Source organism: uncultured Maribacter sp., assembly GCF_947496775.1.
Taxonomy (GTDB): Bacteria; Bacteroidota; Bacteroidia; order Flavobacteriales; family Flavobacteriaceae; genus Maribacter_B.
In genome coordinates this window covers 103,393-120,183 of the sequence record NZ_CANMDU010000008.1, presented here as the reverse complement: position 1 = coordinate 120,183, position 16,791 = coordinate 103,393, and the positions used below count along the sequence as shown (strand labels likewise).

General features: G+C 32.6%; 12 protein-coding genes. 7 read left to right on the top strand and 5 right to left on the bottom strand.

Translation table 11 applies throughout. The features are described from left to right. Position 1: 1 nt before the first annotated feature. The 3 genes from Q0856_RS13335 to tsaD are packed head-to-tail and all read right to left on the bottom strand — an operon-like array spanning position 2 to position 2,155. Entirely contained in the window at positions 2 to 706 is a 705-nt protein-coding gene (locus Q0856_RS13335) for a 16S rRNA (uracil(1498)-N(3))-methyltransferase (protein WP_298505812.1), read from the bottom strand. An 18-nt stretch (positions 707 to 724) separates the two neighbouring features. Then, positions 725 to 1,072, bottom strand: coding sequence for a TfoX/Sxy family protein (locus Q0856_RS13330; RefSeq protein WP_298505810.1), 348 nt, complete (start codon positions 1,070 to 1,072; stop codon positions 725 to 727). 60 nt (positions 1,073 to 1,132) lie between these two features. Beyond that, entirely contained in the window at positions 1,133 to 2,155 is a 1,023-nt protein-coding gene (tsaD, locus tag Q0856_RS13325) for a tRNA (adenosine(37)-N6)-threonylcarbamoyltransferase complex transferase subunit TsaD (protein ID WP_298480537.1), read from the bottom strand. A 107-nt stretch (positions 2,156 to 2,262) separates the two neighbouring features. On the opposite strand from tsaD, the gene Q0856_RS13320 reads away from it, so the two are divergent. From Q0856_RS13320 to Q0856_RS13305, 4 genes are all read left to right on the top strand, one after another. Next, positions 2,263 to 6,681, top strand: coding sequence for a translocation/assembly module TamB domain-containing protein (locus Q0856_RS13320; RefSeq protein WP_298505807.1), 4,419 nt, complete (start codon positions 2,263 to 2,265; stop codon positions 6,679 to 6,681). Between the two features lie 148 nt (positions 6,682 to 6,829). Further along, complete coding sequence (gene pfkA / locus Q0856_RS13315) at positions 6,830 to 7,816, top strand: 6-phosphofructokinase (RefSeq protein ID WP_298480543.1); 987 nt, start codon at positions 6,830 to 6,832, stop codon at positions 7,814 to 7,816. 24 nt (positions 7,817 to 7,840) lie between these two features. Beyond that, positions 7,841 to 8,842, top strand: coding sequence for a type I glyceraldehyde-3-phosphate dehydrogenase (gene gap / locus Q0856_RS13310; protein ID WP_298505804.1), 1,002 nt, complete (start codon positions 7,841 to 7,843; stop codon positions 8,840 to 8,842). Positions 8,843 to 8,919: 77 nt separating this feature from the next. Further along, positions 8,920 to 9,771: an N-acetylglucosamine kinase gene (locus tag Q0856_RS13305; protein WP_298480548.1), complete on the top strand. Its 852-nt coding sequence runs from the start codon at positions 8,920 to 8,922 to the stop codon at positions 9,769 to 9,771. A 6-nt stretch (positions 9,772 to 9,777) separates the two neighbouring features. Here Q0856_RS13305 and Q0856_RS13300 read toward each other — a convergent pair whose 3' ends face one another. Both Q0856_RS13300 and Q0856_RS13295 read right to left on the bottom strand, forming a co-directional pair. Then, positions 9,778 to 10,158 carry a RidA family protein gene (locus tag Q0856_RS13300; RefSeq protein ID WP_298505801.1) on the bottom strand — a complete coding sequence of 127 codons (381 nt, stop codon included), beginning with the start codon at positions 10,156 to 10,158 and terminating at the stop codon, positions 9,778 to 9,780. A gap of 26 nt (positions 10,159 to 10,184) precedes the next feature. Then, a complete protein-coding gene (locus Q0856_RS13295; RefSeq protein WP_298505799.1) occupies positions 10,185 to 12,896 on the bottom strand; it encodes a putative LPS assembly protein LptD in 2,712 nt (903 codons plus the stop codon). 132 nt (positions 12,897 to 13,028) lie between these two features. On the opposite strand from Q0856_RS13295, the gene Q0856_RS13290 reads away from it, so the two are divergent. Genes Q0856_RS13290 through Q0856_RS13280 form a run of 3 tightly spaced genes read left to right on the top strand, consistent with a single transcriptional unit; the run spans position 13,029 to position 16,788 of the window. Then, the gene (locus Q0856_RS13290; RefSeq protein ID WP_298505797.1) at positions 13,029 to 14,447 is read left to right on the top strand and encodes an N-acetylmuramoyl-L-alanine amidase; all 1,419 of its coding nucleotides are present in this window, start codon (positions 13,029 to 13,031) and stop codon (positions 14,445 to 14,447) included. A 50-nt stretch (positions 14,448 to 14,497) separates the two neighbouring features. Further along, complete coding sequence (locus Q0856_RS13285) at positions 14,498 to 15,460, top strand: MlaD family protein (RefSeq protein ID WP_298480560.1); 963 nt, start codon at positions 14,498 to 14,500, stop codon at positions 15,458 to 15,460. A 5-nt stretch (positions 15,461 to 15,465) separates the two neighbouring features. Then, positions 15,466 to 16,788 carry a (Fe-S)-binding protein gene (locus tag Q0856_RS13280; RefSeq protein WP_298505794.1) on the top strand — a complete coding sequence of 441 codons (1,323 nt, stop codon included), beginning with the start codon at positions 15,466 to 15,468 and terminating at the stop codon, positions 16,786 to 16,788. Positions 16,789 to 16,791: the final 3 nt, after the last annotated feature.

Below are 16,791 nucleotides of genomic sequence, written 5' to 3'. Positions count from 1 at the left end.
TTTATTGATTAATCATAGCAACTGTAGTGCATGCAACAAGTGCTGCAGTTTCTGTTCTTAACCTATTTTCTCCCAAGGAAACAGGAAGAAAATTGCTATTATAAGCCTTTTTAATTTCTGTAGCACTAAAGTCTCCTTCAGGGCCAATTAATATAGTAATATCTTTATCTGCTGCAGCTCTTCTTTTAAGTTCTACTTTTTCTGCTTTTTCGCAATGTGCTATGAATAATAGCCCTTGATGTTCTTTTTTTATGAAATCTTTATAGCTTATAACGGAGTTAAATTTTGGTAAATAACACTGCAAAGATTGTTTCATTGCAGATTGTATAACCTTTTCTAGTCGTTCTTGTTTAATGATTTTCCTTTCAGAGTGGTCACAAATAATAGGGGTAATTTCATCTACACCAATTTCTGTAGCTTTTTCTAAAAACCATTCGTAACGATCGTTATTTTTGGTGGGAGCAACAGCAATATGTAACCAATTTTTTTTCTTATGCTTTTTCTCCAGAGCAATTACTTTGGCTTTACAACGTTTTGCATTGGCTAGAGTAATTTCTGCCGTGAATAATAAACCTTTACCATTTGTAATGGATAATGTGTCTAGTTCTTTTTTGCGAAGAACTCGTACAATATGTTTGCTTTCCTCTTCGCTAAAGGTAAATTCAGACGTTTTTTCGCTTAGGTTTGGATTGTAAAAAAGTTGCATTCTGTATTTTTTGTAAAATTATAAACTTTTGAGTTTACTTTGGGCATGCTCAAGTCCTAGTTCCAGCCAATTTTGTAATTGTTCTTCTGTTTTACACCCATCTTGAGCTACATAAACAAATTCTTTCATAGGTCTTTTTGTAAAATCCATTGGTCGTACAAAATCTTTTTTTAAATGTATATCTATATCCTTAGGTAAGATTCTAACCATTAAATCATTTTTAATAACTCCTATAGTCATTTTACCTTTAAAGAGGTAGGCTAAGCCACCAAACATTCTTTTTTTGGAAAAGTTGTCTTTAATGTTTTTCGGAAAAATGGTAATAGCCCAATCTATTCTAGATTCTAATTCTTCTGGATAGGACATTGTTTTATTTTAAATAATTTCTTTAAGATAGAAAAAAAGAATAATAGAATTAAAGTAATGCTAAATATGATACCTTGCTTTTGCTGTAATGTTTTGCTTAGAAAATAATTCTTCTTTGTATTTTAAATATCCTACAATTCCGATCATTGCAGCATTATCCGTGCAATATTCAAATTTTGGAATATATGTTTCCCAATTATGACTATGCTCTCTATTTTTAAGAGCTTTTCTAATACCTGAGTTAGCAGAAACACCACCGCCAATTGCTATTTGTTTTATACCTGTCTTTTTAACAGCATTATTTAGTTTTAGCATTAAAATTTTTACAATGGTATATTGAATAGAGGCGCAAATATCACTTAAGTTTTTGGAAACAAAATCTGCATCTTTTTGTACTTCTCTTTGAATAAAATATAAAATACTTGTTTTAAGTCCGCTAAAACTAAAGTCTAATTCTCCAACTTTAGGAATTGGAAAACTAAACTTTTTTGGATTGCCATCCTTAGCATATTTATCTATCAAAGGTCCTCCAGGATAAGGTAATCCTAAAATTTTAGCACTTTTATCAAAAGCTTCTCCAACAGCGTCGTCAAGTGTCTGCCCAAGAATTTCCATTTTAAAATAATTTTTAATGAGTACTATTTGCGTGTGACCGCCACTAATAGTTAACCCAATAAATGGAAAAGTTGGTTTTGTAGATAAATCATCCTTTATAAAATGAGCTAATAAATGCGCTTGCATATGGTTTACTTCAATAAGAGGTATTTGTAGCCCAAGAGAAAGAGATTTGGCAAATGAGGTACCAACTAATAAAGATCCCATTAATCCAGGACCTCTTGTAAAAGCTATGGCAGATAATTCTTTTTTATCGATATTTGCTTTAGCTAAGGCTTGGTGAACAACGGGAACAATATTTTGTTGGTGCGCTCGGGAAGCTAATTCAGGAACAACACCACCATATTCTTTATGGATTTGTTGGGTTGCAACTATATTACTTAGTACTTTGTCATTGCATAAAACAGCAGCCGAAGTATCATCACAAGAAGATTCTATAGCTAAAATGTAAATAGTTTTATTTTCCACTTGGTTTGGAATAAAAATTGAAAGACAAAGGTAAAACATAAAGCTCTATCAAAAAATTAAGAAAAATACTGATAAGAACAATTTTGGCGATATTGCTAATAGTTGTTTTGGGCACTATAATTTTATCTTTACCTATTGTACAAACAAGATTTGCTGAATATGCTACAAATGAGATCAATACTAAATATGGCACAAGTATTAATGTAGATCGTTTAAAAATATCTTTAATATCAGGGAAAGTACATTTAAATGGTGTTTTCGTAGAGGATTATAAAAAGGACACATTGTTTTATGTGAATGATTTGAACACTTCTATTTTAAGTGTAAAAAATCTCCTTGATGGTAAATTAGAATTTGGTGCGATTTCTATTGAACAACTAAATTTTAAATTAAAAACGTATAAAGGAAATAAGGAAACTAATTTAGATGTTTTTATCCAAAAGTTAGATAATAAAAAACCAAGAGATCCGAACTCGCCACCATTCTTTTTGTCTTCTTCCGATGTTAATATAGAGAATAGTATTTTTAGATTAATTGATGAAAATTTTGAAAAAGAGAAAATATTGGATTTTCAGAATCTCAATATAGGCTCTTCGGGTTTTAAAATTTTGGGACCAGAGGTTTCTACAGCCATTAATAAGATGTCTTTTAATAGTCAAAGAGGAATTAATGTATCGGATCTTAAAACCAATTTTTTATATACCAAAAAGCAAATGCGATTTGATTCTCTGCTTCTAAAAACGGAGGAATCAAATTTATTAGGCGAATTAATTTTTAATTACGAAAGAAAAGATTTTAAAGATTTTTTAAACAAAGTAAATGTAGAAGCTGTTTTTACAGAGTCTATAGTTTCTTTAGATGAAATTAATAATTTATATAATGAATTTGGAAGCGGGAAAACAGTTTCTTTTTCATCTAATATAAATGGCGTTTTAAACGATTTAAATACCGAAAAATTATTCCTTAATACAAATAATACAGGAATTCGAGGGGATTTTAATTTTAAGAATCTCTTTTCTAGAAAAGAACCTTTTAAGATGTCCGCTAAAATGAAGAATGTAACCTCTAGTTACTATGAGATGCGTGCATTAATGCCAAGGATTCTTGGTAAATCATTGCCATCCTCTTTTCAGAAACTAGGACAATTTACGGTTAGAGGAAATACAGTTGTAACGAAATCCGCAATTGAAGCAAAAATAAATTTAAATACAGATATTGGTAGTAGTTATGCAGATGTGGTTTTATCAAATATTAACAATATTGATAATGCAACATATACCGGATTCGTGTCTTTAATAGATTTTGATTTAGGGAGTTTTGCAGAGAAGAAATCTTTAGGAAAAACAACTTTAGATTTTAATATTGAAGGAAAAGGCTTTGTGCGAGAGCATTTAAATACAGAGGTAATAGGAGACGTGTATTCCATAGAGTTTAATAATTACATTTATAAAGATTTAAAAGTATCTGGAGTTTTAAAAGAGCAATTATTTGATGGTTCTTTGGTAAGTAATGATGAGAATTTAAAATTTAATTTTAAAGGATTAGCTGATTTTGAAGAAGGACGTAATAATTTTAATTTTAGGGCATCTGTAGGGTATGCCAATCTTAAAAAACTACACTTTATTAATGATAGTATATCTATATTTAAGGGTAATATTAATATGGATATTACAGGTAATTCATTAGATAAAATAGTTGGTGATATAAAATTCACTAAAACTAATTTCCAGAATAAAAATTTTACTTATTATTTTGAAGATTTCAAGATATCATCCTCATTTGAAAATGATAGCATACGAACCATAGCAATAAATTCTCCAGATATTATAACAGGGTATTTAAAAGGTAACTTTAAGGTAAAAGAATTAGGGAGGGTAGTACAAAATTCTTTGGGAAGTATTTATACCAATTATAGGCCTTTTAAAATATCTAAGGGGCAAAAATTATCTTTCAATTTTAAAATATATAATAAGATTGTAGATGTGTTTTTTCCGGAAGTAAAATTTGACCCCAATACCTTTATAAAAGGAAATATCAATGCAGATGATGGCGATTTAAAGTTAAACTTTAAATCGCCTAGCATAGCTGCTTATGGTAATGAGGCGGATAATATAGATTTAAAAATTGACAACAAAAATCCGTTATTTAATACTTTCGTTTCTGTTGGAGATTTATCTACACCTTATTATGACGTAAAGGATTTTAATTTAATAAATACAACTCTTAAAGACACTTTGTTTTTTAGAGCAGAGTTTAAAGGGGGCAGTGCTTATGACGATAGTTATAATTTAAACTTTTATCATACTTTTAATAAAAACAATAAATCCGTAATTGGTTTAAAAACATCAGATATTAGTTTTAAAGGAAATAAATGGATTCTTAATAAGGCAGATGATGCAAACAATAAAGTAATTCTTAATAGGACTTTAGATAGCATTACAATTAAAGAAATTGTAATGAATAATAGTAAGCAAGAGCAAATTCGTTTAAAGGGGCAGTTGGCAGATTCTACGTATAAAGATTTAGAATTACAATTTAATCTGGTTTCTTTAGATAAAATTACCCCAGCTATTGATAGCCTTAAGTTACAAGGCGAGGTAAATGGAATTTTAAATATATTGCAAAAAGATAACATTTATTTGCCTTCTTCTAATCTTCAAATAGCGAACTTTGGTATCAATAAAATTCCTTTGGGAGATTTAACGCTCGGGATAATTGGGAATAGAGATTTAACAGATTTTGTGGTTAACTCTCAAATAACAGAAAATGGTATAGAGAAATTGGGAGTTGTTGGTAATGTGTTAAATACCGGAGGAACTCCACAAGCTAATTTACTAGTTAATTTTAGTGATTTTAAATTGCACCCTTTTAGTCCGCTAGGGCAGAATGTTATTGGGAACATACGGGGTAATTTAAGTGGTAGTGCAAGATTAACAGGACCGGTTAATAATCCTGAAATAAATGGATTGTTGTCTTTGGATAATTCCGGAATAAGTATCCCTTATTTAAATGTAGATTATGATTTTGCCCCTGATTCTAAGGTTCGATTATATGAGCAAACGTTTAATTTTGAGAATATCTACCTAACCGATGTAGATAAAAAAACGCATGCAAATATTGATGGTACAATTTCGCATAAGTATTTTGATAGTTGGGTGTTAAATTTAGATGTGGATACTAACGATGACCGTTTTCTGATTTTAAACACAGAGTTTGATGAGGAGCAATTGTTTTATGGAACGGGGTTTTTAAACGGAACAGGAAGAATTTATGGGCCAACTACAGCTCTAAATATAGATGTTCTTGGAACAACAGCAGAGGGTACTTCTTTAAAAATACCATTGAGTGATGTTGCTAGTGTAGGGGATTATTCTTTTATAACATTTGTAGAAAAAAATAGGGTTAAGAATATTGACGAAGGAAGAGTTCTTAAGGATTATCAAGGATTAGAGTTAAAGTTTGATTTAGATGTTACTCCGGATGCTGAAGTAGAAATAGTTACAGATCAGAAAACTAAAAGTTCCTTAAAAGGAACCGGAGTAGGGACTATATTAATGCAGATTAATACCCGTGGTAAGTTCGAGATGTATGGAGATTTTGTTGTTGTTACTGGGCAATATCATCATAAATTTGGAGGTGTTATAGATAAAACATTTACAGTAAAGCCTGGAGGTACTATTGTTTGGGAGAGAGATCCATTGGCGGCAGAGTTAAATATGCAAGCAGTTTATTCTTTAACTGCTAACCCAGCTCCTTTGTTAGATAATGCCGGCTCTTCTACTAGAAGAATACCAACAGATGTGGTTATTAAGTTAACCGAAGAATTACAAAGCCCTAATATAGATTTTGAAATAGAATTTCCAGGGACAAATTCTATAATTCAGTCAGAATTAGAGTATAGGTTACAAGATCCCACTATAGAAGAGAAAAATGCTTTGTTTTTACTGGCTCAAGGTTCTTTCGTTAATGAGCAATCGGGAATTAATCAACAAGCTGTAACAGGAAATTTATTGCAATCGGCTTCTGGAATTTTAAATCAAATGTTAGGGGGAGATAATGATAAATTTAATTTAGGATTGTCTTATGAACAAGGGATAATAGATAGGAGTGCAGATATAGAAACGGATGATAGAATTGGAGTAACAGTATCTACAAAAATTAGTGATAGGGTTTTGTTTAATGGCAATTTTGGTGTTCCGGTAGGTGGTTCTAGTGAAACTGTGGTTGCGGGTGATGCAGAAATACAATTGCTGTTAAATGAAGAAGGTACCCTCAGCGCCAAGTTTTTTAATAGGCAAAATGAAATTCAAGAGTTCTTAGCGGATAATCAAGGGTATACGCAAGGAGCAGGACTTTCTTATGAGGTCGATTTTAATAATTTTAAGGAACTTTTTCGGAAAATTCTAGGAAAGGATAAAGTGAAACAAAAAAGGAATAAAAAGAAACCAATTCCAGATTCTGTAATGGGAAAAGATAGTCTTCTTAGGTTCTATTCTAAGGATCAAATGAGTCCAATAACCAACTAATTTTAGTGTTCAAAACCTATTATTTTATAGGAACGGAAATTATTTTCAATACGAAAACGTTTGAAGTTGTATAGTGTTGAAAATTAAAGCTTAGAAGCCTCAATTTATTGAATTAAGTTTGCTAATTTCGTTGGCATACAACTTGACAATGACTACAAAAATTGAAAAAATAGGCGTTCTAACATCCGGAGGAGATTCTCCAGGAATGAATGCTGCAATACGTTCCGTAGTTCGTACCTGTGCTTATCACAATATAGATTGTGTAGGTATTTATCGTGGATATCAAGGCATGATTGAAGGTGATTTTAAACCTATGGATGCACGTAGTGTTAATAACATAATAAATAAAGGAGGTACTATTCTAAAAAGTGCCAGATGCATGGAGTTTAGGACCAAAGAGGGTAGGAGCATGGCCTACGAACAATTAAAAGCGGAGGGTATAGATGCCTTTGTTGTAATTGGTGGTGATGGCAGTTTTACTGGGGGGATGATTTTTAATCAAGAATATAATTTCCCAGTAATAGGAATACCCGGAACAATTGATAATGATATTTTCGGAACTACATTTACTTTAGGTTTTGATACGGCTCTAAATACAGTTGTAGATGCTATAGATAAGATTAGAGATACTGCTAGTTCTCATAACCGTTTATTCTTTGTTGAAGTAATGGGAAGAGATGTAGGGCATATTGCATTAAATGCTGGTGTAGGTGCAGGAGCAGAGGAAATTCTTATTCCGGAAGAAAATTTAGGATTAGACCGTTTAGTAGAGTCTTTAAAAAGAAGTAAAGAATCAGGGAAATCTTCTAGTATCGTTATTGTTGCGGAAGGAGATAAAACAGGAAAAAATGTTTTTGAACTTAAAGAATATGTAGAGAAGCATTTACCGGTATATGATGTGCGTGTATCTGTTCTAGGGCATATGCAACGCGGCGGTTCCCCTTCGTGTTATGATAGGGTTTTGGCCAGTAGAATGGGAGTAAGAGCGGTAGAGGCATTATCCGAAGGTAAAACAAATTTAATGGTTGGTATAAAAGATAATAAACTTACGCTTACTCCATTAGAAATGGCCATAAAGGGGCATACAGAAATAGATAAAGAGCTTATAAGAGTTTCAGATATAATGACAATATAAATTAATTAATATAAAGCAATAAAAATGTCAAATTTAAAAATAGGAATTAACGGATTCGGTAGAATAGGTAGATTGGTTTTTAGAACTACTGTTAAAAGAGGAGATGTAGATGTAGTAGCCATTAACGATTTATTAGATGTAGAGCACTTAGCATATTTATTAAAGTACGATTCTGTTCACGGAAAGTTTGATGGAACTGTTGAGACCAAAGATGGAAATTTAATAGTTAACGGGAAAACGGTAAGAATTACTGCTGAAAGAGATCCAAAGCAAATTAAATGGGATGCAGTAGGAGCTGAAACTGTTGCTGAATGTACAGGTATATTCACAACATTAGAAACAGCACAATATCATATTGACGGAGGTGCTAAAAAAGTGGTTATTTCTGCTCCATCTAAAGACGCTCCGATGTTTGTTTATGGTGTTAATCATAAAGATGTAAAAGCTTCTGATTCTATCGTTTCTAATGCATCTTGTACTACAAACTGTTTGGCACCTTTAGCTAAGGTTGTTAATGATAACTTTGGTATAGAAGAAGCTTTAATGACAACAGTACACGCAACTACTGCTACGCAAATGACTGTAGATGGCCCATCTAGAAAAGATTGGAGAGGTGGTAGAAGTGCAATGTTAAATATTATTCCGGCATCAACAGGTGCTGCAGTTGCTGTAACTAAAGTAATCCCTGCCTTAAAAGGAAAGCTTACTGGTATGGCATTTAGAGTTCCAACTGCGGATGTTTCTGTAGTAGATTTAACTGTGAAAGTTAAAAAAGAAACTTCTTTAGATGAAATTAAAAAGGCATTTAAAACAGCTTCTGAAGGTGAATTAAATGGTGTTTTAGGATATACAGAAGAAGCAGTTGTTTCTCAAGATTTTATCGGAGATGCAAGGACTAGTATATTTGATGCAGGAGCTTGTATTGAATTAAATGCTGGGTTCTTTAAATTAATTTCTTGGTATGATAATGAAGCTGGTTTTTCTAATAAAATGGTAGACCTAATGCAACATGTAAACACTTTATAAGTTTATATATAGTATAATTAAATCCTGAAAGTAAAGAAACTCTTTGTTTTCAGGATTGTTTTTAAAATTTGAAGATTATGATATTAATTGTTGATAGCGGAGCTACTAAATCAGATTGGATTGCCTTAGGAGAAAAAGGAGAGAAACTTTTTTTTACCCAGACTTTAGGATTAAGTCCAGAGGTTCTAACTCGTGAAGTTATTGAAGACCGATTAGCAAATAATTTTGAACTTTCTAAAAACAAAGATAATGTTACGCATTTGTTTTTTTACGGCGCTGGCTGTGGAACGGATCGTATGAAAAAATTTTTAAAAGAGATTTTTAAAGATTATTTCCCAAAAGCAAAAGCGGTAGTTAAAGAAGATACGTATGCTGCTATTTATGCCACAACAGAACTTGGTCAGCAGGGTATTGTATGTATTTTGGGAACAGGTTCTAATTGTAGCTATTATGACGGACACCAATTATTCCAGAAAGTAACTTCTTTAGGGTATATACCTATGGATGATGGTAGTGGAAATTTCTTTGGACGTAAATTAATTAGAGATTATTATTTTCATAAGATACCATCTGATTTGGCTATTAAGTTTAATAATGAGTACGATTTAGATGCTGATGTTATCAAAGAAAATTTATATAAGCAGCCAAACCCTAATACCTATTTAGCTACTTTTGCTCGTTTTTTAATAGAAAATAAAGACCACCCGTATTGTAAAGGAGTTATTGATAAAGGATTTCAGCAGTTTATAAATAACTACGTTATGCAATTTGAATTGGCTACCAAAGTTCCTATTAATTTTGTAGGTAGTATTGCTTATTACTTAAGAGAAGAATTAACGGCTGTTTTGGAGCGTAATGATTTAGTTGTAGGTGTTATTCGTCAGCGACCTATAGATGGTCTTGTGGAGCATCATAAAAATACAATGTAAGTAATATTACTTTATTGCTATCATTGAAATTTCTACATTAACAAATTTAGGTAAATTGGCAACTTCAACTGTTTCTCTTGCAGGAGCTGTTTCTGGGTTGAAATAAGTGCCGTAGACTTCATTAACTTGGGAAAATTGATTCATATCATTTAAAAAAATAGAAGACTTTACAACATTTTCAAAAGTCATGCCTGCCTCTTCGAGAATTGCTTTCAGGTTCTCCATGGATTGCTTGGTTTCTTTCTTTATGTCTCCCTCTATTAATTTTCCGGTAGAAGAATCGATTGGAATTTGACCAGAAATGTAAAGTGTATTTCCGCTTAGAACGGCTTGATTGTATGGCCCTATAGGAGCAGGAGCTTTTGCTGTATTAATTATTTTTTTCATTTGGTTTTTAATCTTTAAGTTAAATATTACCTAACTCTTTGGCTTCTGTTTTCCCACTTAAGGTCTTTTAGGATAGAGCTTTTAATACCAATAAAGAAATACCATCTTTTGTATTGCCCAAAGGGAGTCCAGTTAAAACGCATGGTAAAACTTTTTAAATCTCTCTCAAAGCGTAATTGGGTAAGAGTAAAGCCTTGGTTTTTAAAATCGTACCCGGAAGAGCCTCCAATTTTCCATCTAGGGGAGAGTTCAATATCGCCGGAAAACATTAATGAGTGACTACTAAATTCGTTTTGTCTGGCGGTATTAGCATAACTAGCGGAGTACGCGAACCGGAAGTTCCAAGGTATTTTGGTGCCAAAAATAGGATTATCTACATCTTCACCCTTGTTTTCGTCGTCTTCCCTGTTTCTTGGGCTATTGAAATCGTCTCCTTGTCCAAAAAGATCATCTGTTCGCCCGCCACTTGAAGCTACGTAGTCAAACGGGTCTGGTTCCTCTTCTTCTTCATCAGTATCATTCTTTTCAAATGCCTTGCTGTCAATAGAATAAGAAACATTTACATTAGCTCTTGTTAAGCGAAATAAGCTACCTCCATTATCAATGTTAAACGTGTTTATTCTTCTATTGTTATTGTCAATGGCATATGGGTCTAAACCTGCCGAAAAGTTAATAGACATTTTGTTGTCAAGTATGTTAGTTCCTCCGTTGACGCTTAAGGGGCTTATTTTTAAGGAGTCGGATTCAAAATTGTATCCCGTGGAGATGTTAAAATTGCTGAGGATAGGTATTTTTTTAGCTTCGGTGGCTATAGAGTCCTTGTCCGTAACTTTAGCTTCTAATGTGTTCGCTAAAGAAAAACTTAAATTGTTAGATTTTCCTAAACTGGGTTTTCCAAATAAAGTTCCTTCGAAACGAGTAAATTGATCTATAATTGGATTGCCATCTACGTCGGTTTTTCCAGTATTAAATTCGTCATAAAATTGCTCAAAAGAAGGCGCGTAGCCGTAGCTTAATGATGGTCGCATAACATGTCGAATGGCTTGTATTTTTTTGTCTTCTCCAAAGTTAAAAGTGCCATATACTGTAGTTCCTACACTTGCACTAAAATTATATTTGTTAAATCTATCAAAGCCAGGAATCGTATCTATTACCACTTTTTCCGTAGTGGAGTCAAACCTTTTGTCAAACGTATCCAATGTCCATACATCTTCATAGCTACCACCAAGGCTGACACTAAAAAATTTAGCTACTTTAAAATTAGTGCTAATTGGAATTTTGTGTCTTGCTCCGATTTTAGAATCTGCCAGAGAAAAATTTTCGCTATCCGTCACTACACTATTTCTCGCATTTAAATCATATTGAAAATTTATATTTTGAATTATACCTTTTTTTATACCATCTCTTTTTGCAAAAGGAAAAATACGTTCCATACTAGCTTGTAAGGTTGGTAATGTTAGGTTAACGGCATCCGTATTAGTGTTTTGGCTATGTGTAGCAGATAAACTCATATTTACGGAAGGATACGCAGGAAAGGTTTTGGAGTATGAAATAGAAGATGATAGAGTATTGTTTTGAGTGTTGGGTAAATTTTGTTGTTGTAATGAGTTTCGGTAATAATTACTACTACCTAGGTTTACAGAAGCCGAAAATCTGGAATTTGGACTTGCTTTTGTGTCCTGAGAATGGGAAATTTGGATATTATAACTAGTGCTATTACTATAATCGCTGAATCCTCTTTGACTATTTATTTGGTTTTCGTATCTGAAATTTACATTTCCTCTGTATTTGTACCTTTTTGCGTAGACCGATTGTGTTCGTATGCCATAGCTACCATTGGTATAATAACTTCCATTTATAGTAAGGTCGGCAATTTCTCCAATAGGTATGTAGTATCCTAAATCTTGTAGAAAATAACCAGTGTCTGGGTCGCTACCGAAAGTAGGCATCATAACCCCAGCAGATCTACCAACGGTTAATGGAAAATAAGCAAAAGGGAGAGCTACAGGTGTGGGTACATCTGCAATGTATAGGTTGCTATAACCGGCAATTACCTTTTTCTTAGGAACAAATTTCGCTTTTCTAACTCTTATATAATAATCGGGGTTAATGGTATCTGCAGAAGTAGTAAGTTTTCCTTCACTTAAAAAATATACAGAATCATTTTCCTTTTTAGTAATATCTGCATACACCTTCATGGCATCACTGCCTAAAGAACCAGCAGCCGCTTGTTGTTCTGTTCTAGAATTCCAGATTAACGCCTTTTGGGTGTCAAAGTTAAATCGAATGGAATCAGGGATAACCTCGTTGGTTCCTTGTTTAAAAAAAGGTGTTTGAGAATAATTTCCTAAAGAATCTTTTAATCTTCCGGCGTAGACTTCATTTTTTATGTAATCCATTATTATGACACCAGCTTTCAATTCGGTGTCCTGATAATGAATTTCGGCTTCATTGTATAAATATATTTTTTGGTCTTTTTGACTCAATTTCACATAATCTTTCGCCTTATAGGTTATTTTATCTAATAAAAGAGCGGGCTTTTTATTTAAACTATCTGTAATTGTAGAGTCCCTTATTGTACTGTCTTTTAATATAGGAGGTGGAAATAACGGTGCGGTTATTGAATCTGTTACTGCTTTTATTGGGAGCGTAACTATTTGGTCTTCTTGTGCATACAAGAAATCTATGCTAGTGATTAATAGCAAAAAGAAAAGTAAAAAATGTTTATTTGATTGCAAGGCTATATGTCCTATTTTTGTAAAAGGTTTGGCTCAGCTTTTAGAGTTCAAAACTACATATATTTTTTGTTCCTCTTGTAGGGTATTACAATAATTTTAACCTTATCAAGAACCTCAAATCAGAATACTAGTATGAAAATTAAGTTGTTTTTTGTTTTTTCGATTGTTTTTTTTGCGGACTCATTGTCTTCTTTTGCTTTGTTTAATGGGGGTTTGCAGGAAGATGATCCATTCGTAATTGTTTTGGATGCTGGTCATGGAGGCCATGATCCGGGGAACTTAGGAAATGGTTATTTGGAAAAAAATATAGCACTAAATATTGTTCTTAAAGTTGGTTCTATTTTGGAACAGCATAAAAACGTTAAAGTTATTTATACTAGAAAGGATGATACTTTTATAGACTTATTTGTTCGCGGAGAAATAGCAAATAAAGCAAATGCCGACCTTTTTGTATCTGTACATTGCGATTCTCATACTTCAGATGCACATGGAGCAGGAACTTTCGTGTTAGGTTTGCATGCTAATAAGCAAAATTTTGAAATTGCAAAAAAGGAAAATTCCGTAATCTACTTGGAAGATAATTATGAAACAACTTATGCTAATTATGATATAAATTCTCCCGAATCGGTAATTGGGCTAACTATAATGCAAGAGGAATTCTTAGATCAAAGTATAGCACTTGCTAAAATGATTCAAGATCAGTTTTCAGGAAAGTTGAAGAGGAACAATCGTAAAGTAAAACAAGCTGGTTTTATTGTGCTCCATCAAACTTTTATGCCAAGTGTTTTAGTAGAAACGGGTTTTTTGACTAATAAAGAAGAAGGAGCATTTTTAAACTCTAAAGAGGGGCAGGCTAAAATGGGAAGGGCTATCGCGGATGCAATATTAAAATACAAAGAAGGAGTTTCTTCTAACGTTTCTCAAAATAGCGCAGTTATTTCTAATGATGTTTCCTTGAATACTCCTGCAGAGAAAAATGAAGATAAGAAGAAAACGGAGGAGGTTATAGAAGCGGTTGTGATCAAAAAGACTGTCACCAAAAAGGCAGAATCGAAAAAAGAAGAAGTTATTTCGACTCCCGGAGTAAAGAAGGAGATGGTAGTGAATAAAGAGGGAGGCAAAGCTTTAAAAGAAGAAGCTAAATCATTACCAGTAAAAGAAGTGATTAGGTCTTCTGATGGTGTTAGGACTAAAACTTCTGAAATTAATGAAGGACACGAACCGAAAGAAGCAAAAAAAGAAGAAGTTGGTATTAAAAAAGAGGTGTCAACTGTTTCAAAAAAAGTTAATATCGTTTTTAAAGTGCAAATTTTAGCAAGTGCCAAGAATATAGCTTTAGAGGCAGATAATTTTAACGGTTTAAATAAATTATCCAAAGAACCTATAAAAAACTTGTATAGATATATGTATGGTAATACAGAATCTTATTTGCAAGTAAAATTGTTGAAAAACAACGCAGATTTAAAAGGGTATACCAGTTCGTTCATAGTAGCTTACAAAGATGGGGTGCGTATTTCTTTAGAAGAAGCTCTTAAATACGTGTCTCAATAATAGTAGACATTAAAAAATATTTATAATTTAGTAACTCAAAATCTAATCATTTGAAATTATCTAAGGAAATTAAGACAGGAATTATCGTAATAGGAGGTATTCTGTTGTTTATAATGGGTTTTAGTTATTTAAAGTCTACGCCGCTTTTTGATAATAGTAATAAACTATATGCCATATATCCTCATGTTGGAGGATTGCAACCAGGAACACCAGTTTCTATTAATGGTTTTAATGTTGGCTCTGTTAATGATATACATTTTAAAGATGATTTGGGTAATTTACTAGTTACTTTTACGGTGAATCAAGATTTTGTGTTTTCGAAAAATAGTAGAGCAGAACTATATGATACTGGAATAATTGGAGGTAAAGGGCTTCAGATAATTCCAGTTTTTGATGGATCTCGTAACGCACAGAGTGGAGATACTTTGGTAACGGAAACCAGGCCGGGGTTAACAGAATTAGCACAAGAAAAATTGACACCATTATTTAAGAAGTTCGAATCTGCTGTTACCGATGCAGATTCTGTTTTATTAAATGTAAATGAGGTTTTAGATACTAAAACCAAGAGAGATTTACAAAAAGCAATTACCGGATTAAGTGAATTAATGGAGAGCCTTAATGGTAGTGCATCGGTGTTAAATAATATTTTGAAAAATAATGAAAGTAAGTTAGATAGTTCTTTGACAAACTTTCAGTCTATAACATCTAACCTAAGTAGTATTACCGATTCTATTAACAATGCAGGATTAGGAAGAACATTGGCAAGTTTAGAATCTACTGTAGGGAATTTAGATAAGCTAATGGCTAAGATAGAAAGAGGGGATGGTACAATAGGAAAGTTAATGGAAGATGAAGAGTTATATAATAATTTAAATAATGCTTCCAAAGAACTCGATTTGTTATTGCAAGACTTTAGATTAAACCCTAAGCGTTATGTAAATGTTTCTGTTTTTGGTAAGAAACAAAAAGAATACGCAGTTCCAGAGGATGATCCCGCGGAAAAAATTGAATAGTTTATATGGACTACATTTCAAACATTTTATTTGCAATACTCTTAATTGTTGGTGTTGGCTTTTTTGTAAAAAATATTAAGCGTCTTTCTAGAAATATAAAACTAGGAAAGGATGTTAAAGTAGATGATAATAAGTCCTTACGATGGAAGAATATGGCTAAAATAGCCTTAGGACAAACCAAAATGGTAGTAAGGCCTGTAGCTGGCTTTTTGCATATTATAGTTTATGCAGGTTTTATTATTATTAATATTGAGGTTTTTGAGATTATTATTGATGGTCTTTTTGGTACCCATAGAGTTCTTTCTTTTTTAGGCTCTTTTTATAATGTATTAATTGGCTCGTTTGAGATTTTAGCATTACTTGTAATAGTTTCTGTAGTTATTTTCTGGATTCGTAGAAATGTCATAAAGATTAAAAGGTTTGTAAAACCGGAAATGGAAGGCTGGCCAAAGAATGATGGTAACCTAATATTGTATATTGAATTACTTTTAATGACTCTTTTTTTAGTCATGAATGCAGCAGATTATCAATTACAATTATTAGATACTCCGCATTATACCAAAGCAGGAGCTTTTCCTATAAGTCAATTTATAACATCAATTTTTGGAGACATGTCTGTTTCTTCTTTAATAATTATAGAAAGAGCTACATGGTGGTTGCATATCGCCGGTATTTTGTTTTTTCTAAATTATTTATATTACTCTAAACACTTACATATTTTATTAGCCTTTCCAAATACGTATTATGGTAGTGTAAAACCAAAAGGACAGTTTACGAATTTAGATGCCGTAACTAAAGAAGTTAAACTTATGATGGATCCAAATGCGGACCCATTTGCGGCTCCAGCTGAAGATGCGCCAATTCCAGAAAAATTTGGAGCTTCCGATGTTCAAGATTTAAATTGGGTACAGTTACTAAATGCATATTCTTGCACAGAGTGCGGAAGGTGTACCTCCTCTTGTCCAGCAAATTTAACAGGTAAAAAACTATCTCCGCGTAAAATAATGATGGATACTAGAGATCGTTTAGAAGAAGTAGGAAAAAATATAGATGCAAATAATGGTGTTTTTAAAGACGACGGTAAACAACTTTTAGGAGATTACATTAGTTCTGAGGAACTTTGGGCGTGTACAAGCTGTAACGCCTGTGTGGAAGAATGCCCTATAAGTATAGACCCTTTATCTATTATTATTGACATGCGTCGTTATTTAGTAATGGAGCAGAGTGCAGCCCCAACAGAATTAAATAACATGATGTCTAACATAGAAAACAATGGAGCCCCATGGCCGTACAATCAAATGGATAGATTAAATTGGGTAAAAGAATAAAAT

Coding starts and splice junctions, on each gene's coding strand:
- Q0856_RS13335 (WP_298505812.1), bottom strand. CDS start 706: ATGCAACTTTTTTACAATCCAAACCTAAGCGAAAAAACGTCTGAATTT.
- Q0856_RS13305 (WP_298480548.1), top strand. CDS start 8,920: ATGATATTAATTGTTGATAGCGGAGCTACTAAATCAGATTGGATTGCC.
- Q0856_RS13290 (WP_298505797.1), top strand. CDS start 13,029: ATGAAAATTAAGTTGTTTTTTGTTTTTTCGATTGTTTTTTTTGCGGAC.
- Q0856_RS13300 (WP_298505801.1), bottom strand. CDS start 10,158: ATGAAAAAAATAATTAATACAGCAAAAGCTCCTGCTCCTATAGGGCCA.
- Q0856_RS13330 (WP_298505810.1), bottom strand. CDS start 1,072: ATGTCCTATCCAGAAGAATTAGAATCTAGAATAGATTGGGCTATTACC.
- pfkA (WP_298480543.1), top strand. CDS start 6,830: ATGACTACAAAAATTGAAAAAATAGGCGTTCTAACATCCGGAGGAGAT.
- Q0856_RS13280 (WP_298505794.1), top strand. CDS start 15,466: ATGGACTACATTTCAAACATTTTATTTGCAATACTCTTAATTGTTGGT.
- gap (WP_298505804.1), top strand. CDS start 7,841: ATGTCAAATTTAAAAATAGGAATTAACGGATTCGGTAGAATAGGTAGA.